This window comes from Segetibacter sp. 3557_3 (assembly GCF_004354985.1).
Classification (GTDB): domain Bacteria; phylum Bacteroidota; class Bacteroidia; order Chitinophagales; family Chitinophagaceae; genus Segetibacter.
In genome coordinates this window covers 303,908-322,153 of the sequence record NZ_SMSK01000004.1, presented here as the reverse complement: position 1 = coordinate 322,153, position 18,246 = coordinate 303,908, and the positions used below count along the sequence as shown (strand labels likewise).

The 18,246-nt window shown below is 46.6% G+C and carries 15 protein-coding genes; 7 read left to right on the top strand and 8 right to left on the bottom strand.

The window, feature by feature from the left end:
- Positions 1-215 precede the first annotated feature (215 nt).
- Together EXU57_RS09285 and EXU57_RS09280 are read left to right on the top strand one after the other, a co-directional pair.
- Positions 216-1,907: a serine hydrolase domain-containing protein gene (locus EXU57_RS09285; protein WP_133267915.1), complete on the top strand. Its 1,692-nt coding sequence runs from the start codon at positions 216-218 to the stop codon at positions 1,905-1,907.
- Positions 1,908-2,334: 427 nt separating this feature from the next.
- A complete protein-coding gene (locus EXU57_RS09280) occupies positions 2,335-3,090 on the top strand; it encodes a DUF4241 domain-containing protein (RefSeq protein WP_133267914.1) in 756 nt (251 codons plus the stop codon).
- Between the two features lie 191 nt (positions 3,091-3,281).
- Here the strand turns inward: EXU57_RS09280 and EXU57_RS09275 are convergent, their stop codons facing one another.
- Together EXU57_RS09275 and EXU57_RS09270 are read right to left on the bottom strand one after the other, a co-directional pair.
- Positions 3,282-3,542 (bottom strand): hypothetical protein, encoded by a 261-nt coding sequence (locus tag EXU57_RS09275; RefSeq protein ID WP_133267913.1) that lies wholly within the window; start codon positions 3,540-3,542, stop codon positions 3,282-3,284.
- A gap of 115 nt (positions 3,543-3,657) precedes the next feature.
- Positions 3,658-4,110, bottom strand: a complete 453-nt coding sequence (locus EXU57_RS09270) for a DUF4440 domain-containing protein (protein WP_133267912.1) — start codon at positions 4,108-4,110, stop codon at positions 3,658-3,660.
- Between the two features lie 173 nt (positions 4,111-4,283).
- On the opposite strand from EXU57_RS09270, the gene EXU57_RS09265 reads away from it, so the two are divergent.
- Together EXU57_RS09265 and EXU57_RS09260 are read left to right on the top strand one after the other, a co-directional pair.
- The gene (locus tag EXU57_RS09265) at positions 4,284-4,781 is read left to right on the top strand and encodes an RNA polymerase sigma factor (RefSeq protein WP_243745555.1); all 498 of its coding nucleotides are present in this window, start codon (positions 4,284-4,286) and stop codon (positions 4,779-4,781) included.
- Position 4,782: 1 nt separating this feature from the next.
- On the top strand, positions 4,783-5,382 hold the full coding sequence (locus EXU57_RS09260; protein ID WP_133267911.1) for a hypothetical protein: 600 nt from the start codon (positions 4,783-4,785) through the stop codon (positions 5,380-5,382).
- A gap of 397 nt (positions 5,383-5,779) precedes the next feature.
- On the opposite strand, the gene EXU57_RS09255 is transcribed toward EXU57_RS09260, so the two are convergent.
- A complete protein-coding gene (locus EXU57_RS09255; protein WP_133267910.1) occupies positions 5,780-6,001 on the bottom strand; it encodes a hypothetical protein in 222 nt (73 codons plus the stop codon).
- Positions 6,002-6,548: 547 nt separating this feature from the next.
- On the opposite strand from EXU57_RS09255, the gene EXU57_RS09250 reads away from it, so the two are divergent.
- A complete protein-coding gene (locus tag EXU57_RS09250; protein WP_133267909.1) occupies positions 6,549-6,968 on the top strand; it encodes a response regulator in 420 nt (139 codons plus the stop codon).
- A 622-nt stretch (positions 6,969-7,590) separates the two neighbouring features.
- Here EXU57_RS09250 and EXU57_RS09245 read toward each other — a convergent pair.
- From EXU57_RS09245 to EXU57_RS09235, 3 genes are all read right to left on the bottom strand, one after another.
- On the bottom strand, positions 7,591-7,986 hold the full coding sequence (locus tag EXU57_RS09245) for a cupin domain-containing protein (RefSeq protein ID WP_133267908.1): 396 nt from the start codon (positions 7,984-7,986) through the stop codon (positions 7,591-7,593).
- Between the two features lie 90 nt (positions 7,987-8,076).
- Entirely contained in the window at positions 8,077-9,288 is a 1,212-nt protein-coding gene (locus EXU57_RS09240) for a glycoside hydrolase family 88 protein (RefSeq protein WP_133267907.1), read from the bottom strand.
- Positions 9,289-9,430: 142 nt separating this feature from the next.
- Complete coding sequence (locus tag EXU57_RS09235) at positions 9,431-10,615, bottom strand: alginate lyase family protein (protein ID WP_133267906.1); 1,185 nt, start codon at positions 10,613-10,615, stop codon at positions 9,431-9,433.
- A gap of 706 nt (positions 10,616-11,321) precedes the next feature.
- Between EXU57_RS09235 and EXU57_RS09230 the strand changes: the two genes are divergently transcribed.
- Complete coding sequence (locus tag EXU57_RS09230) at positions 11,322-12,266, top strand: DUF808 domain-containing protein (protein ID WP_133267905.1); 945 nt, start codon at positions 11,322-11,324, stop codon at positions 12,264-12,266.
- 36 nt (positions 12,267-12,302) lie between these two features.
- Here the strand turns inward: EXU57_RS09230 and EXU57_RS09225 are convergent, their stop codons facing one another.
- Positions 12,303-12,743: a hypothetical protein gene (locus EXU57_RS09225; RefSeq protein ID WP_133267904.1), complete on the bottom strand. Its 441-nt coding sequence runs from the start codon at positions 12,741-12,743 to the stop codon at positions 12,303-12,305.
- A gap of 335 nt (positions 12,744-13,078) precedes the next feature.
- Between EXU57_RS09225 and EXU57_RS09220 the strand changes: the two genes are divergently transcribed.
- Positions 13,079-13,981: an NAD-dependent epimerase/dehydratase family protein gene (locus EXU57_RS09220; RefSeq protein WP_133267903.1), complete on the top strand. Its 903-nt coding sequence runs from the start codon at positions 13,079-13,081 to the stop codon at positions 13,979-13,981.
- Between the two features lie 970 nt (positions 13,982-14,951).
- On the opposite strand, the gene EXU57_RS09215 is transcribed toward EXU57_RS09220, so the two are convergent.
- Complete coding sequence (locus EXU57_RS09215) at positions 14,952-18,032, bottom strand: beta-L-arabinofuranosidase domain-containing protein (RefSeq protein WP_133267902.1); 3,081 nt, start codon at positions 18,030-18,032, stop codon at positions 14,952-14,954.
- Positions 18,033-18,246: the final 214 nt, after the last annotated feature.

Genomic DNA, 18,246 nt, shown 5'->3' with positions numbered 1-18,246 from the left:
AGGCATCTAATACTTACCTGAAGCGCTAATGTAACCTGTCCGCTTCAAAAGAGACAGTTCCGAACCAAATGCGGCCTGTCCTTAAGTTTCAACTACAATCAGCTGATTTTTAAAGGTTGTGCGGAGCCCCGGTGCTATCCTTGAGCATATAGATCTAAACCTCTAACTCTTCCCATAAACGGACAAAGACATCAAACAATATAATAGCTAACACTATGGAAGTACGTTATCAAAAGGCCATTGCTGGCACCAGGAATATGAAGCAGGATATTTTACTGAAGCTGGCCTACTTTGTCCTTTCCTTTTCTCTTGTTGCTCATGCATTAGCACAAGACAAAACCACTGAGGTCGACAAAATGTTTGGATGGGCCAAGCGATCTACCGCGGGCTGCGCCTGTGCTGTTGCGCAAAACGGCAAAGTGCTGGTGAGCAGGGCCTACGGTTCAGCGGACATTGAGCGCAACGTTCCGATAACCAACCAAAGCGTATTCGACATTGGTTCAACAAGAAAACAATTTATCGCAGCAGCCGTACTGCTGCTTGTAGAAGAGAAGCGACTATCGCTCACCGAAGACATTCACAAATACCTGCCGGAGTTACCGGCTTACGGTCACAGGATAACCATTGACCACCTGCTTACACATACTTCCGGTATTCGCGACTGGACCGGGATTCTGCCACTAGCCAACGGCGATCCCGACGCCTTATCCCTAATTCTTCGTCAACGCGGACTCAATTTCATTCCGGGTGAAGAATGGGCGTATTCGAATAGCGGCTACGTGCTGCTGGTTGAAATCGTTGCGCGTACCAGTGCTATGTCGTTTGCCGATTTCGTTCACAAACGCCTGTTTGCACCCCTCGGCATGAAATCTACAACCTATGTCACGGACATGACCCAGGTTGTTCCGAACCGGGTTCTGGCCTACGACCGTGTCGGCGATCTGTGGAAGATTGATATGTACATGGGTAACGATCGTGGTGGCGGTGCAATACTCAGCACAGCGACCGACCTGCTTACCTGGAACGATGCACTGTTAACCAAACGCCTTGGTGGCTTTGTTACCAGCAAATTACAGGAACCGGCAAAATTGAAAAACGGCAGAAAACTAGGTTATGCCCGCGGACTATTTTTAGAAACTTACCGGGGCATCCATGAAGTGGCACATTCGGGTGGCGCTGCAGGTTATCACTCATGGCTTGGCAGCTACCCTTCGCAGCGCTTATCAATCGCTGTATTGTGCAATTCAGGTTCGATGGAAGCGACGCAATTAGCTCGTCGGATAGCTGACCAGTTTCTACAGGGAGCAGGCTCACGGGAACCTGAAGCCGGACCGCCACCTACACTTACCGGCGACACCCTTGCAGAAGCAAATGGCAAGACAGGTGTTTTCTTTAATGAGCGTACCGGAGAGCAGATTCGTTTGGCTGTGGATCGTGGAAGGTTCAGGGTAGCCAACGGGCCGGGTTTGGTTGCACTCACCAAAAACCGCTTTCGCCGTTGGGGTGCATTCGTGCAATTCATGTCGCAGGATGCCTTTGAGATTACCTTTATCTCCCCAGATGAGTTTGAATTAAAATCGATGGAAGGCAAAACTAACCGTTATCGTCGTGCCCGGCCGTATGCACCTACGACAGAGGAACTAAAGGGATTTAGCGGCCGCTACCATAGCGACGAGCTCAATGCCTTTTTCGACATCAGTCCGGGCAAGGAGAGCCTGGTTGGCCGGCTGAATGGTAAAGGCCCGGGTTTGGAGGTAAAGCCGATTGACCGCGATGCGTTTCAGTTAGCGGGTGTTATCGCCAGGTTTGTTCGTGATAAAGCCGGTAAGGTTGTGGCACTCAACTACAGCAACCCGCTGGCGAAAAACATCAGGTTTACGCGTTTGACCAATGCCAACAATCGTTAACAATCAGGTGTCGTTGTAAAGTATATGGGGTGATTGGGATTGGGTATTGAGGTATTAAGGTATTGGGTATTAAGGGCAGATGTCTTGATTGCGGATTGCGGATTGGAGATTGGGTATTGAGGTATTGAGGTATTGGGTATTGAGGGTAGATGATACGGATTGCGCATTGCGGATGGGGGATGTGGTATTGAGGTATTAAGGTATTGGGTATTGAGGGCAGATGTCTTGATTGCGGATTGCGGATTGCGCATTGCGGATGGGGAATTATGAGGTTTATCGAATGCTGGTAATTGGGGTGGTAGCCCCAAAAAGCTGCTGGTAATAATACATCCGGTAAGTTGTCGCAGTGGAAACAATATTGAACGGGAACTTAGACTAGACAATTTTGAGGCGAAACAATTGGAACTATTAAAACCAAACAATAAACATGAAATACATATTCATTGCATTTACCTTTTTTGCCTGCAACATTTCCCCAAAAAAAACAACGCCCATCTCAACCGAGGTACTCGACACCATTACCACCCCGGCGCCCCCGATAAACACCACACCCGCGCTGTTTGAAACAGCTTTTATCAAAGGCACCACGCAGAAGGGTAAAAGCGCGACCGTAAACCTTTATGGCATCACCATTGGAAACATTAATATTGTCAGCGGGCAGGTAATCGCATGTGACCCGCTGCATGTTGATGAGTATGGCATACCGTTTACGCAAACCTTTCCAACGGGGGCATACCCTGTTCAGTTATCCATTGCAAACGTGGGAGGCGAAGAAACTGTTGCTTTTGCAAGGATAAAGTTTAACGATGAACCCGTTACCCGGTGGCAACTTGCATTGCTCGCCGGACAAGAACCTTTGCCAGTTGGCGGAGAAAAGATCCATGGCTATGGTGTTGACGCAGGGATAGGAATATTGATGGATAAGGCAGCCATAAAAGCTATGACCCAGGAGCAACTTACCCAAATAGAAGAAGGTATTTATGCCGACATTCTTAAACAAATGGATCAGCACTACCATTACGATTGGAAATACGCCATGCATACATTAGGCGAACACAAAATAGCCGCTTTTACTACCGGAGTTGGAGATGGCAGGTACGCATCCTATATTGGCTTCGATGCCACGGGGCTTCCTTGTAGATTGGTGATCGACTTCGGGCTATTCAACTGGAAAGAAAAATAACCGTAATGGAGGACCGCTAATCGTTGCGTATAACCTGTGAGCGGCAGGTGATATTGCAAACCCTTTCTGCCCCAAACCAAGCCTACCGATTTATACATTTGCTGTGTAAATAGAACAGGCTGCATAAGGGTTTAACAGGGAACGAAACAACAGGAGAAGTCTTTTACAAATTGGATACCATTTTGGAGAGGTCAGCTGCCGCTAAAGACACGTTCCAGGGTCTCCTGCCCTTCTTTCTGCCTGCGGATGCGCTGTTCCATACCATTGAGTACTTCTACGAAGCCCGCATATAGTTCTTCTTTTTCGTCAACAGAGTTGGGTAAGGTATTGATTAAGATGAGTGTAATATTCTCAAGGTATTTGCGGCCACCCGGCTTGCGAAAAAAATTTTCCACCACGGTGGTATCACCCTTACTAATGATGCGGATAATATCCCTGAAATGCTCATTCATGCTACAAAGATCGGAATGCTGAGGAGAAAAGAAATGTTAGTGTTTACGCTTGAAATCAGCATGGGTCTTAACTTCCTTTCGTGGGTAGACTAGCCGGTTAGGCAAATCGTTTACATCAATTCGCAGCAGGTAACATGTTTCTGATGGCAGCAATCTTCCAGTTTTTTTTCTCCTTTCCTATCATGAAGGTGCTCCACATCTTACGAATGGTTCCACCTGTATCCCTGATCTCATACCGGCAATCAACGGTGACACAGTCGACTCCCATCGTTCGCATTTTTTCAATTATCAGGGTTCTTGTGCCGGGGCGATTTGCGGAACTTTTTATCATCTCCGACACTGCGGCATCTATACCGTATCGCCATTCACCTGTTGAAACCAATTGATCAACATCTTTGGTCATAATACGCCTGAGTAAAGCGGTGTCCCTTTGTTCCCTCGCCAGTGAATAACTGTCAATCAATGCCGAAATTTGATCCTTGTGCCGTTGATTGGGCTGTGCGCTTTGTGCACCCACGAGTGTACTCATCCATAAACCAGACAGCAGCAGCGACAATCGAATGATCATAAGCGTAAATTACAACATAAAGGCCCTTGAATAACCTGGCGGTTTAGCAAAGGCCTGTTTGGAACGGTGCCCGGCTGGTAAATCGTATCGGGCTTTTAACAGGCGTAAAATAATCAGCTAACTTTTTGTAACAAAACAAACCATTTTACGACTACTTATACAAAAGAAAGACATTGCACAAACATGAGGTAGAGAAGCAGTTTGAAAAGCACATCATGGAAAATGAACTGCTGATCTATAAAGTCTGCCGGATATACGCCCGCACCGATACTGAAAGACAAGATCTTTTCCAGGAAATTGTTATCCAGCTTTGGAAAGCTTTTCCGGCCTTTAAGGGACAGTCGAAAGTTAGCACATGGTTATACCGTGTGGCTATAAATACTGCGATTACCGGTTTGCGAAAACAAAAGGACTTTATACAAAGTTATGAGCCTTCTGCCCTGCCCCACCAAACTGAAGATGAGCATACGCCCGACAACGAAGAGCAGCTAAGCCTGTTGTACAAAGCAATAGAACAACTGAACCAGGTAGAAAAAGCTGTTGTGATGCTTTATATGGAAGATAAAAGTTATGAAGAAATGGAAGAAATTCTCGGTATCACACAGGGGAATCTGCGGGTAAAGATGAACCGGATAAAAGACAAATTACGTCAGCTTACAAAAAATGATTGATATGGATCTTGACGCATTAAAACAGCAATGGCAACAAGCCGACACAACAAAGCAACCCTCCAACCGAAATATTATGGAAATTATACAACACCAAAGCACAGGACCGATCGCAAAATTAAAGCGATCATTCAGAAAGCAAATGATTGCCATGATTGCAGTACCCATTGGCATTCTGGCAACCAACATTCATCACATCGATAAAACACTAACCAGTGCGCTATTCTGGTTTTATATCCTGTTTTGTATTGGCGTGATCTTTTTTGCAAAAATGAACTACAACCTGGTAAAGAAAATGGAAGTTATGGATGGCAGGGTTAAAACCAATCTTGAGCAGCAGATTTTCTTACTCGAAACAAGGCTCAAACAAAACTTGATAGGCATACGTGTTGCACTATTACTCTTTATCGTACTCACCGAAATACTGCCCTACTTTCAGCACTTCCGCATGTTGAATACCTGGCACGCACTGCCAGCATATACCAGGTTTGGTGCATATGCAGCACTCCTGTTGTTCCAGTATCTTGTAAGCCGTGCCGTAAGTCATCGTAAGTTTGGAAAACACATCGCTTATCTTAAAGAACTGGTTAGCCAGATGCAATAACGGGGCATCCTACCACTAACACAAAACAAAGGCCCCGTATCAACACGCCAGGAAGCGTAACAACACCTATTCATCCTTCCGGATTTTTCTTTGCAACCTACAACACTGAAGAGGTCTTTCATCGGTTCATTCATCAATTTTGAAACGCTGATCCATTGGTTCATGTTACACCATTAATTAGTCACATACAAGTTTATGGTGATTATGTATCGACGACTACATCAATTCGTGGCGACTGTTCTAAGCTAAATAGAATGTCAATAATTCCGGGGCAAATCAATCAGGCACTAACCCGGACAGTTCATCAAAACAACAAGGCAGTACTTTTGGTACTGCCTTGTTGTTCTAAACGGGCTGAACCGGTCAGGCGTTACTACACCTGCATCCATCCCGCGAATTATCTTTGCGTTCCAACACCAATATCCTGGCACAGGTACCGCCGCATTAAGGTTTTAAATCGTTGTTCTGCTAATTTTAACCGGTGATAAGCCAGCCGGGTTGCCGCAATTTGCTCGTCCTGTGTTTTCGAATCGCTTCCTGCCTCTAATGCCCGCTCCAGCAAAGTGGTTCTAAGTTCGAGAATGTAAAGAGCGTTATCAATCTCTTTAAGTGTAAGCATAGCGCCAGGTATTAAAAGCCAGGAATTGCCACAGATCAAACAAGCCGCATAATAAAAATAGCTAATATTTTACTCGAAAAAAAGATTTGGGTAAGTTTTTTATGCACCAGGTCAGGCATCCCGTTTAGGGTTAATAGGCCTTCAGAATAAGCAACATTGCAGTAAATTTTAGAAGCGGGCCGGAACTATATATCAATATACTGCGTGGCAACTTGCAATCAAGGCGACCGTTATATCAATCCATTTTTACCGGGGAGTTTGCGTATGGCGGCGCGCAAAAATTTATAAATCATTAGGGTAAAGATTGACATTTACCCATAGCCCCTAAACGGGAACTCCTGGCATCCCGGCTTTACGCAACACAATAAGTACCCGGGAAAACGCACATGCTGTTTTAGTACTCCAGCAACCTTTGTCAGAGCAGGATAGGTTGGAAAAAACACAGCGGAGAATAAAAAAAATCAGGCGTGAAAGATACTTCGTGGCCTGAGTACATTAATTTGTTGTTCATTTTTATACTGCACATCCCTTTTACTAAATCTTGAAGATGACTAAAGGACCAATTGTAATTGTTGACGACGATAAGGATGACCAGGAAATTTACATGGAAGCTATCCGGGGTCTTGGGATAGACAACGAGTTCCGGATGTTTGATGGGGGGCAAGACGTACTTGACTACCTCTTGACAACCGAAGAGCAGCCCTTTATCATCCTGTCTGATGTAAATATGCCGCAGATGAGCGGCCTTGACCTGAAAAAGAAAATCCAGGAGGATCCCTACCTGGTATCGAAAGGAATTCCATTTGTTTTTGTATCCACCAGTACAAGTGCCATTTCTGTGCGTCATGCACATGCCTTAAGTGTTCAGGGCTACTTTCAAAAGCCCTATGGCATTGATGAGTTAACGGCTATGCTGCGAACCGTATTCACTTACTGGGAGCTTTGCAAACACATCAACAATACTTAGGTGTTGATCGTACCATTATTCAGCGTTTGTTCCGGCACAAGTCCCCGATCTGCTAACTAGCCTGTTCAGGTATATCACCGAAACGGCGAACCAACATCTTTAAAGTGTATTGATCCTGGTTAGCGCGGTCCGAATGATGATCCGGCACTTTGCGGGAAGTTTTTAATTGCGTTCGTACAATTGCTGAGCAGGCACGTTTGCGCAAGGGATTGGCAGTAGTAGCCTGGGGCAGGGTGGCTAATGCGGGTGGCACCAGCTACTACAGAAAGCCCGGCCCGCCATGGCAATTCTGCGGGCTGCGCCCTAATATCACTCAGCTGTAATGGAGGTACTACTATTCAATTTTCGCAGCGGTTGAAATCAGCGCTTCATGGTTCGATTTCAGTGATGCCGGTGCACCTGGAGAATTTGCTTCGCAAGCAACAAAACCTATAACCGGATTCTAATATCACAAAAATCAGCGGGCGTGTATCTTTATGACTCTTTTCTCATTGTGCTTTTTTGAGACCGCCTAACCGACTCATTAGGCGGTTTTTTGTTGCCCGTTTTTAGACATTTCCTGCCCTTGCGCACGCAGCATTTCAACTTGTTAAACCCTGTTAGACCGATAATTGGCTGGCTTTTATTTGCTCATCGCAAGCGTAAGCAGGAAAAAGGAAGCGGTTTGCGCTGTAACACTGTGGGTTACCCCTTCGGCCAATGCGATCATTTGTCCCGTTGCCAGGTTTACCGTTTTGTCGGGCGTGCTGAATTTGATTTCACCTTCGAGTACCTGAACGCTGATAACACCATTGGCATGATGCGGTTTGAGTTCTGCGTTTGCGTGCAGGCCAAGCAGAACTATACGCATGGTTTCAGACTTGAAAATGGTAATGGAGTTCCGGTCGCTTTCCTGCCAGGTAGTTTCCTCTTTAATTTGCCGGATGAAAGCATCCAGGTCCATTTCTACCAGGGATGCGTTTAGCAGACGATCTCCTTCCGGACGTTGCGATGTGGCACTGTTCGATTTGTCTTCCATAAAATTAAGTTTATAGGTTAAGGTTATCGTTGGTATCCGCACCAGAACGAAGCGGCCCAACTACCCTGGTGGTAACTGCTGCAACCTAGCCTACCTTGAACCTTTTGCTTTTGCAGCTTTACTTTTGTTTGACTTTAGCTTACGGCTTCTCAACAAAGCTTCCAGGTAGTAATAATCGGCATAGCTCAACGGCACGTCAACTTCACTTTTGGCGGGTGCGGAACCGGTGCTGTGCAATAAGAGAAAGCCCTTATTTTCTCCGATGCCTGAGCGGTAATCCCTCGTAAGGTTTTCCATGATTCTATCTGCAGCAGCCCTGTATATGGTTGCGTTGTTGCTAAAGGTGCTTAACTCGTATAAGGCGCTTGCCATCACGGATGCCGCTGAAGCATCGCGCGGTTCGTTCGGTATGCCGGGAGCATTAAAATCGTAATAAGGCACCAGGTCGGCCGGAAGATTCGGATGGTTCAATATGTAAGCCGCGATCTTTTCAGCCTGGACCAAAAAGCTTTTGTTCCCGGTTTCGCGATAGCACATCGTGTACCCATAAAGTCCCCAGCTTTGGCCCCGCGACCAGGCGCTTTCGTCGCTATATCCCTGGTGTGTGGTCTTTTGCAAAATGGCACCATTGGTCGTATCATAATCAACAACGTGGTATGAACTAAAATCTTTCCTGAAATGATGTTTCATGGTAGTATTGGCATGGCTAACGGCGATGTCATAAAACTTTTTGTTACCAGTAAGCTTTGTTGCAGCAAACAGCAATTCGAGGTTCATCATATTATCAATGATGACCGGGTACTTCCAGCGGGTACGGTTGTCCCATGACTTAATTACGCCAGCGGTTGCATTAAAGCGGGTTGCAAGTGTGGTTGCCGCTTCGATAATAACCTGTTTATACCGCGGTTCACGGGTGAGGCGATATCCGGTTCCGAAACTGCAATAAACCTTAAAGCCCATATCGTGTGTTCCTGCGTTTGTTTTTTCCCGTTCAATATAAGCGGTGTATTGTTCCGCTGCTTTCTTCCATTTATTGTTGCGGGTGTACTCGTATAAAAACCATAGCTGGCCCGGGAAAAAACCACTTGTCCAATCGCGCGATGCAACCAGCTTCAACATGCCACTGTCCAGCGATCTTGGCGAAACAAGTTCTGCGTTTCCTTGTTTGGCCAATGGAATTTCGCGGAGCATAACTTCAGTTTGCTGCCCCGCTTCCGCAAACACCTTCGACATGTTTATCTGTTGGCTTTGCAGGGCCAAAGCCGGTACAAACATTAATACCATTATCAGTAATCTGGTCATAAGCTGTTTAATTATTTAGCGCGATAAGTTGCAAGGTAAATGATCACCACTTTAGATGAGCGAAGATGAGTAAGCTACCGGTTAGCACATTCGATCCTGTTTGCTGGTCTGCCGACCAAATTGTAAAATTTTAAATCATGGCCTACTCTATCCAAATCAGCGGGTTGCGTACCGGCAGGTTCCTGATTACTTCTTCCACCGATGGGTCGTGCTCCAGTTTTTTCCAGGTATTGAGCCATTTTTTATTGTTGTAAGCCATGGCTCCGAATAAGAGAAATGGTTGAGCAACCGGCCATTCCTGCCAGTACATAACATCTGCTGGCAAGGGCCATTTGGCCTTATCCTGCACATAAGGATAGAGGTACTCAATGCCTTTCCGAATCGACTTCACATCTGCCGTGGTATAGTTCCAGAGGTTGTTGGCGGGGGTTGATAAAATGTGGCAAAGCATGGTCATTGCGTCGAGATTGAAGATGGAGTACCCATAAGGCTTGGTTCTTCTTAGTTCTCTTGGAAAACTTCCGTCCACCTCCATTTGATTGGGCAATAAAACGGTTTTATACCTGTTACTGCAAAAGTCCATTACGGCCGTATTGCCGGTGAACTTTGCAAACGAAGCCACCTGCATGGCCCAGCAGGTACCATGGTTATTTTCAGCATTCATCTCGTCTTTGCCATATCTATGCGTAGTAAGCCAGGTAATGTACTGCTCAAACCAGCTTTTTATTGGCGCAAGTTCGCTGGCGGAGATGACGCCTGATTTTTCGAGTGCCAACAATCCCTGCACCACCTCCATCAATTGTATGGTATCGATTATGCCAATACCCCGTCCCGTAAACCGTCCCTTTATCGCCTGGGCGTATAGCAAGTGCGGGTTCATCATCGTTGCCCGGTCTGCAAACCAGGCATTACAATGTTTTAGCACCTGCTGTACATATTGCTTATCACCCGTTAGCTTATAGGCAGAGGCCAGTGCACCCACAATCCTGCTCAGGCGTATCATTGCGAGCCGGTGCGCCACAAAGTTGTCCGGGTTGGTCAACCCATCCTTTTGAATGTAAGGGCTATCGGCACTGAGCGGGTTGGGCCACCAATAATCGCCTTCACTAAAAAAATCATGTATACCACCAGCGCTTCGGGTCGATGTTTGCGCCGTAACCGTTACAGGCTCCTGTTGCATGGCCCAGGCAGCTTGTTTAAGCACCTGCCTGCGTAATACATTAGCGACTTCGCTTTGTAACGGCGTTAGCCCGGCTTTTTTTGCGTATGAACACGCAAGCGTACATAACGCAACCAGCAAAAGCCCGTATGTCACTTTATACCCCATAGCCATATACTTGTAAATGATCGAACAATAACTGCACGACAAAAATTACGCTCATGCCAGGATTTTTTTGGTAGCCAACAGTTGTTTTTTATTTAAACATCGTTGTGTCACTCTCTTGTACGACCGGTAATCCTATTCAGCGGATCGTACCCCAATTATGAGCAAACACTTAATGTAAAGCCTATGCACAGGCAGGTTCAACAACCCTACCATCCTACGCATTTTGAAAAGCCTCCGGAGAGCCATCCCCACCTCATGGGCTTTCAGGTTCTACAAACGCTATCGGCACCCCACCTCCCCTCGTAGTCGGTTGAGCCCGCATGTATGTGGCCGATTGCACTGCAAAAGTGCAACATTACCCTCCGGCACCTGGTTTTAGTTCAGGCCATAATGGCCCGGCTTACCGCAGCCCTGAGTGCGCAGCAAAGCAAGCCTGAGCGCTTACGACATGCCTCTCCGCAAATGCAATAATGATATTGATCCTTGTTGAGACCATAGGGTAAAACAAACTTGCCAGGGCAAAGTGGCTGTAAGTAGTACCGGCTAAAGCGATATTCTTTAAGATATAAGTTTAAGTTTGCCGCGAAAAAGCGTTCATCCGTGTACCGCACTCGCACAGGCTTGTGCGTGAGCAACATGGATGGATAACGATAACAAGAATACGTAAACAATTATCACCAGCAATCAACCAGCTAACTTATAAACTATGCCTTCAGGATTTTTTGCTTTATTGGACGATATTTCGGCGTTGGTAAAAGCAAGTGCCGCCAGCTTAGATGATGTGCCCGCCCAGGTAGCGAAAACAACCGGAAAGGTTTCAGGAATTGTAATCGACGATACGGCGGTTACCCCCAAATACGTTGTCGGCCTCAATCCGGCCCGGGAACTTTCTATCATTTTCCGGATTGCGAAAAAGTCGCTGATCAATAAGGTCCTGATACTAAGCCCGGCTGCTTTGCTGCTGGGTTTCTTTGCCCCATGGGCCATCACACCTATTCTAATGTTAGGCGGCTCATACCTGTGTTATGAAGGTTATGAAAAAGTGCATTCCATGTTCAGCAAGCACCACGACGTGCATGTTGAGAGCGAGAACCTAAAGGTTATTACCCCCGAGGAACTGGAAAACGAGCGGGTTACCAGTGCTGTCCGCACAGATGTGATTTTATCAGCTGAAATTATGGCGATTGCCTACAGCCAGGTAACCGGCGATCCAATCGTAAACCAAATTGTGGTGATGCTGGCTGTTGCGGTATTCATCACCGTAGCAGTATATGGGTTTGTGGGACTTATTGTTAAGGCCGACGACATCGGGGTACACTTTGCGCAGGACAAGTACAACCCGACAACCCGCAAATTTGGTCGGGGCATTGTCAAGTTCATGCCCCACTTCCTTAGTTTCCTGAGTTATGTTGGTACGGCAGCAATGCTTTGGGTTGGGGCCGAAATTATTGCTCATGGCATGCCGCTAACCAACCATTTATTACACGATTTGGAACATGCTTTGGCCAACATGCCGGTGCTGGCATGGTTCGCCAAAGCCCTTGCCTGTTTAATTGGTGGTCTCCTCCTGGGTTTTATCATCGACAAACTGGTGAAGCTTGTGAAACCACTTTTCTCGAAGAAAAAGCAGGCGAGTGGTTCACACAGTTAAACGGGATGAAGTAAGGCTGTCATGGCAGAAGTAACATCAGAGGCGGATGCCATAACAGATGTATCCCCCGGGGATCGGTTTACCCGCAAGCAAGCCGGGCGAAAGCCCAATCCTGAACATCGATTGTTTCCGGTAGTAGCGGTAACCAATGTTCAAACTCGTGTACAGCGTCTTAACAGAAAAGTTGGGGTAAACAAATGAGAAGCCCCTTTGATCATCACTGTTTTCGTTAACCACTAAGTATTGCAAATCTGCGCCAAGTTCAAGAAAGCGGTCCTGCTTACCAGCCAGGTAATAAACACCACCGCCAATTGTTTTAGCATTAAGATACCTGCCGAAGTTTGAACCGGCAACTATCCGGAAACCAAAATTGCCTGCTGCGGGTTTGTGGTCAAATGCCAGGTTGTAAACCAAGCCCGTTTTCCCCAATTCGAAACACAGCACACTATGCTTTAACGCCCTTGTTGATTGAGCCAAACAGCATGAAATACAGAAAAGAAGAGCAAATGTGGTGCACAATAAAGGCTTGATGATCACGGGCCGGGTGGTTTAGGCAATGTTTCTGTAATAACAATGATAAAGTAATGCGGGCTTTGTTTAATAACGCAATCGATGTAATATATTGTTACTTTGGAGCTGGTCCGGCATTAAATCCGGGCGGCATCATTTTTTATCGGCAAGTTGCAAGTCCTGGAGAACATACCAGTAGAAAAGGTTTCGTCCCGGTTGCATGAAGATCGATGGAGTACCAGCACGCTGCCTGCACAATGCATCAGGGAACGGGATAAGCATAACTTTAAAAAGGAGATTACATGACCAAACTACGCATACTATTTACCGGTGGATCCGGTAAAGCAGGCAAGCACGCCGTACGTTACCTTCTTGACCAGGGACACCGGGTGATGAATGTAGACATGGTGCCATTGAATTTACCGGGTGTAGACAATCTAATCGCTGATATTACCGACTCGGGGCAAATGTTTAATGCCATGAGTTCATACGCCGGCTTAGATGAGTTAGAACCGGGTAATGGGGTGCCTCGTTTCGATGCGGTGGTCCATTTTGCCGCAGTGCCCAGGATACTGATCAGACCCGATAACGACACATTTCGTGTAAATACTATCGGCACCTATAATGTAATTGAAGCTGCTGTAAAACTTGGCATTAAAAAGATTATCGTTGCTTCTTCCGAAACTACTTATGGCATCTGTTTTTCGGACGGTAAGACTAACCCTAAAGTGCTTCCTTTAGAGGAGGACTATGATGTTGATCCGATGGACAGCTATGGATTATCGAAGGTTGTAAATGAAACCACAGCACGTAGCTTCCAGCGACGGTCGGGTTTTGACATCTATGCTCTTCGTATTGGAAATGTGATTGAGCCGCATGAATATGCAGAACTGTTCCCCAATTACTTCAAAAATCCCGAGGTGCGTCGCAGAAACGCTTTCTGCTATATTGATGCCCGTGACCTTGGCCAGATCGTAGACCTTTGCTTGAAGAAAGATGGCCTGGGTTACCAGGTTTTCAATGCCGGAAATGATCACAACGGCGCAATAATCCCATCAAAAGAATTAGTTGAAAAGTTTTATCCAGGTGTGCCTTTAAGCCGTGTATTAGGTGAACATGAAGCCCTGTTTTCGAATCGGAAAATTCGCGAGGTGCTCGGTTTCAACGAAGAACACAACTGGCGGAAATACGTGAAGGTGGACTAATCGAAAGACAGCACAATTAGGAAGTGTTTATGTGGCTTAGGTTAAAAAGGCATGGTGCTGCACCTGGCATTAATTGTAAAAGATGTCCATTCTCCTAATCATTGCTAACCGATTTCTTTATTCTTTATACGATAACTCATGAACATCAAAAAGCTTTCTGTGCTTGTCGTGTTTAATGTTGGGATCTTATTTTCTGCTTTTAACCCAGGGGTTTCTGCTCATTTTCCAGGAGGTGTAAATTGCTGGAAACTTGACCTTCTGAGAAGCAAATCTTAAAGTATTACGTCAACATCAGGCGCCCATTGGAACCTATGCAGTGGCAGTAAGTTTTGATGTCAATCACGACGGCAGCATTGCCAATGTGCTGGACACTTCTTCTTAGCAGCTTAACAAATGGAACACGGCTGACAGGGATAAAACGGATAGATACGTTTTATCGTTCTGCGAAGCAGAAAATCTATTCATTTTGTTCAAAGCCCTAGCAAACGGATTGTTTCAGAAGATGGTTTGCCGAAATCCGATTAAGATCATTTCAATCCGTGTTATCCGTGTTCCTATACCGATGTTTACACTCGCAGGTACAAGGGAGTGACACCCCCGTCCGAAGCGGTTCACCCGGGCGGGCGTCCAAGCAGGGTTTATCCGGGCGGGCAACCGGAGCCTCACCCGTGATTCTACTGCCGGTGCCATAATCTTTTTAGTCAACGAACAATGGTTCGTAATGTCGTTACCTATTTCTTAAAAGCCGGTAACATGCAGGCACGAAGCACCCTGAGCCGTGGCCAGGTTATTCGACAATACTGATTGATCCAATCCTATCATGTACAACTCATAGCATTTAGTTGGCTCGCTTCGTTGACTGGAGTGGTTGCATATGGGCAGGCGTTTTCCGAACCATCCTTTATTATTCCTGCAAAATGAAAAAGGTCGCTGCTGTACAGCAACGACCTCAAAATCTATCAACGATATTTTACTTCAGGTTCACGTCAAGATATACCGAATGACGGCCGTAGGTTTCATAAAATGGTTTGAAAACAACGTCACCAATCGTGAACTGTAGTTGTTGTGGATCACCCTTGATTGACCTGCCCAGATCATCAGCATCCAGGGTTACTTTGCGCCATTCTTTTCTTGCTTCGGGTTCCTGTGCTGCAAGCAAAATCGGGCCGTAAAACAGGCTTGCAATGTTCTGCTGATCCATCACCGGATCAAGGTGAAACTGGAAAGGCATCTTCAATTCTATTACATCTCCATCTTTCCAGCCGCGGTTAATTTTAAGGTAGCTGCCCGGCTGTGCCTGTACAGTTTGTGCTTTACCATTGATGGTTACAAAAAATCCTTTGGTGGCCCAGCCAGGCACACGCACATTGACATCAAATTTTCCGCTTCCTTTAATCGTCAAACGGGTATTGTCTTCCTTCGGAAAATTGGTTGTTTGCTCCACCATAACCTTCCGCTCTGTCCAGTCCAGCGTTGAGGGCACGAAAAGATTTACATACAGTCCCTTGTTATCTTTACTTTTAAAATAGATGGAGTTCTGCAGCTTGGTACTACTTTCTATTGCCGTACCGTTGCAACACGTAAAGCCAGTCATATTCGCGTTGCCGAACTGCTTTACCGAGCCTGGCCTGAGCGGCACATGATAGGTATTGGCAGGCGTATTTTCTGCTACCGAGGCCAGGATATGGTTGTACAGGGCACGCTCGTAATAATCCATTAACTCTCCACGCTGATCAAACAAAAACAGGTTGCTGGTTAACTTGAGCATGTTGTACGTGGCGCAGGTCTCGTTTTGCCCACCGGCGGAAAAACCATTTTCGTAAAGGGTTCCCGGCTGGCTGAGAAAACATTCTGCATTGTTTGGATTGCGTGCGCCAGCAACCCCTCCGATGCTGTACATATAATCATTTACCGCTTTGTGCCAGAAGTTATCCGCGATCCGGTAATATTCAGGATTGTTTGACGCCCTGTATTCTTCGATACTCCCGACAACCTGCGGTATGTGTTGGTTGGCATGTAAGCCCCGAAATATGTCGACGTTTTTAGCAAGTCCATGCGAGTGCGAAGTATCGCCAAAGAATACCCTGATATTATCAAACAACTGCGCCGTTTTCATGTGCTCAGGCTTATTGGTCATGCGGTACATACGGGCCATTGCCTCATTCATTCCTCCAAACTCACCTGCGATATAGGTGTTCCACATCTTAATGAGTGTATCTGTTGGCACCTGCGCCAGACGGGCATAAACCCAATCACCCATCCCTGCAGCTGTTTCAAGCGCCTTCTTATTACCGCTTACCTCGTATACATCTAACAGCCCGGCCAGTATTTTGTGCAACGTATAATAGGGCGCCCAGATCTGGTTTTTTTGACCGCCATACTTGGCGCCTTTTTCCAACATAATAAACTGGTCCGGGGGATAAGCACTAATAAAGCCTTTGCCCCAATTCCAGTAATCGTTGCGGATACTGCTGTCACTCAGGTCGGAGTCATAGCTTGTTTTACCCGGGCCCATTGGAACCGCTGTTGGATCTGTTACTGCCGGGGCGCCTGCTTCTTTCGACTTTCCGGATAATTGCGACAGATCGTACAGGGTATTAACCATATAATCCATCTTCTCAGCGAAATTATTCTGCAATACTTTGTCGTACCCGGTGCTTGCAAATGCCTGGGCGATTGCCGTCAGGTAGTGACCTGTTGCATGTCCCCGCAACTTGGTATCGCGGCTGTCCCAGACACCAAGCGGCTTTGCACCCTCAGGTTGTTTCTGCCCAAAAGCATGGCGGAACATATATAGAAAAGCGTTGGGATCTGTTTTCGCCAATGTTGTAATAAACTTATTGCGGTTTTCCACGAACTGGGTTTCGTGCCCATGCGCATCGTTCTTCAGTGAAACCCGGCTTAACTCAAATGCTTCCAGTTTTGAACCCGGGGCAGATGATTTTTTCGCCGACTTTACGGTAACGATGGCTTTAGGTTTAAGCGTGGTACCCGCCACCCGTCCGGTAATCGTATATGTGCCGGGTTTAAGCACATCGTTATTGTCGGTTGGAGCCGGCCAAATCACCCGCACCTTAGGCGCCCTGCCCTTTAGCTCACTCTTATAAGTGCCCGGCAAAGAACCCGGTAAGCGTGGCAAACTGCCAACTTCGGTTTCCACTTTCACATCGGCCACACTAACCAGGTACCTGGTATAGAGCTGCGGCTCGGCTGGGGAATACTTAGGAAGGTCATCTTCAACCTTCCGGCCGGTTGTATTTACCTGTCCTTCATTCAGCCCCTTGCCTCTTTGCGCATTGGTATAAATTCCGGCGACCTGCCTGCTACTCAGGGGCACACGATAAATACGGAAGTCGTGAACGAGTGCATTTAGGTTGGGGTCTCCGGACGTAAGCGACTTTCCGATATACAGCATTTTTTCACCTGGTTGCTGACCGAATACCTCACTCAACTCACGTGGAATTTCCTTTGCTTCTCCAACAAGCTTACTGTCAACATAAGTCGTCATGGTTTTCGACGGTACGTCGATAACAATAGCCAGGTGTACCCACTTGTTTGCTTCTATTGCAGGTGCTACGGCTCCTTTGTTGTCGCCTTTTGCAGCTGTTATCAACGCCTGAAGGCCCTCCTGCCCTGTTGTGCCCGCGGGCGCTGCAAAGAATCGCCTGGTGGCATCTTTTCCAAAATCAAAAAAGCGTTGTCCTGGCTGTTTCGAACGCAGGTTTATCCACCCTGAAATACTAAGCGACTCAAGGTCGGTAAGTGCTTCACCGGGAAGGGTGATAAAGGCATTACTTTCACCTGAGAGCGACAACACTTTCCCAAAGCGGGGGTCGGAAACAAAGGGGGCCTCGCCACCCTGGTATTTGCCATGTAAATTGTTCCGCGACCAGTCTTTCAGATCTCCGTTAAAAATATATCGTGCGATCATTCCGGTTTCACCAATACCATCCAGGATCTGGTCACCGCTTTGTGCCCGGGCCGAATCTACGCCCTGGGTGAAAACAGCAACAAACAGGATCACACGCAGGAAGACTTTGTACATTTTCATATTTAAATCGTTTTCATCAATAACCCTACAGCCATCACGAAGAGTGACGGATAATTGAAGATAAAACTATGAAGAGTACATGGGTCGCTATAGGTCTATTTTAGCTAATATTCAGATGATATTAACAGGTGTTAGCCGGAAAGCAAGATCACCTGGCCGCGCCCTTGGCTTTGTGCGTTGGCCCGGATCAACAAAGTCAATTACGATCGACTAA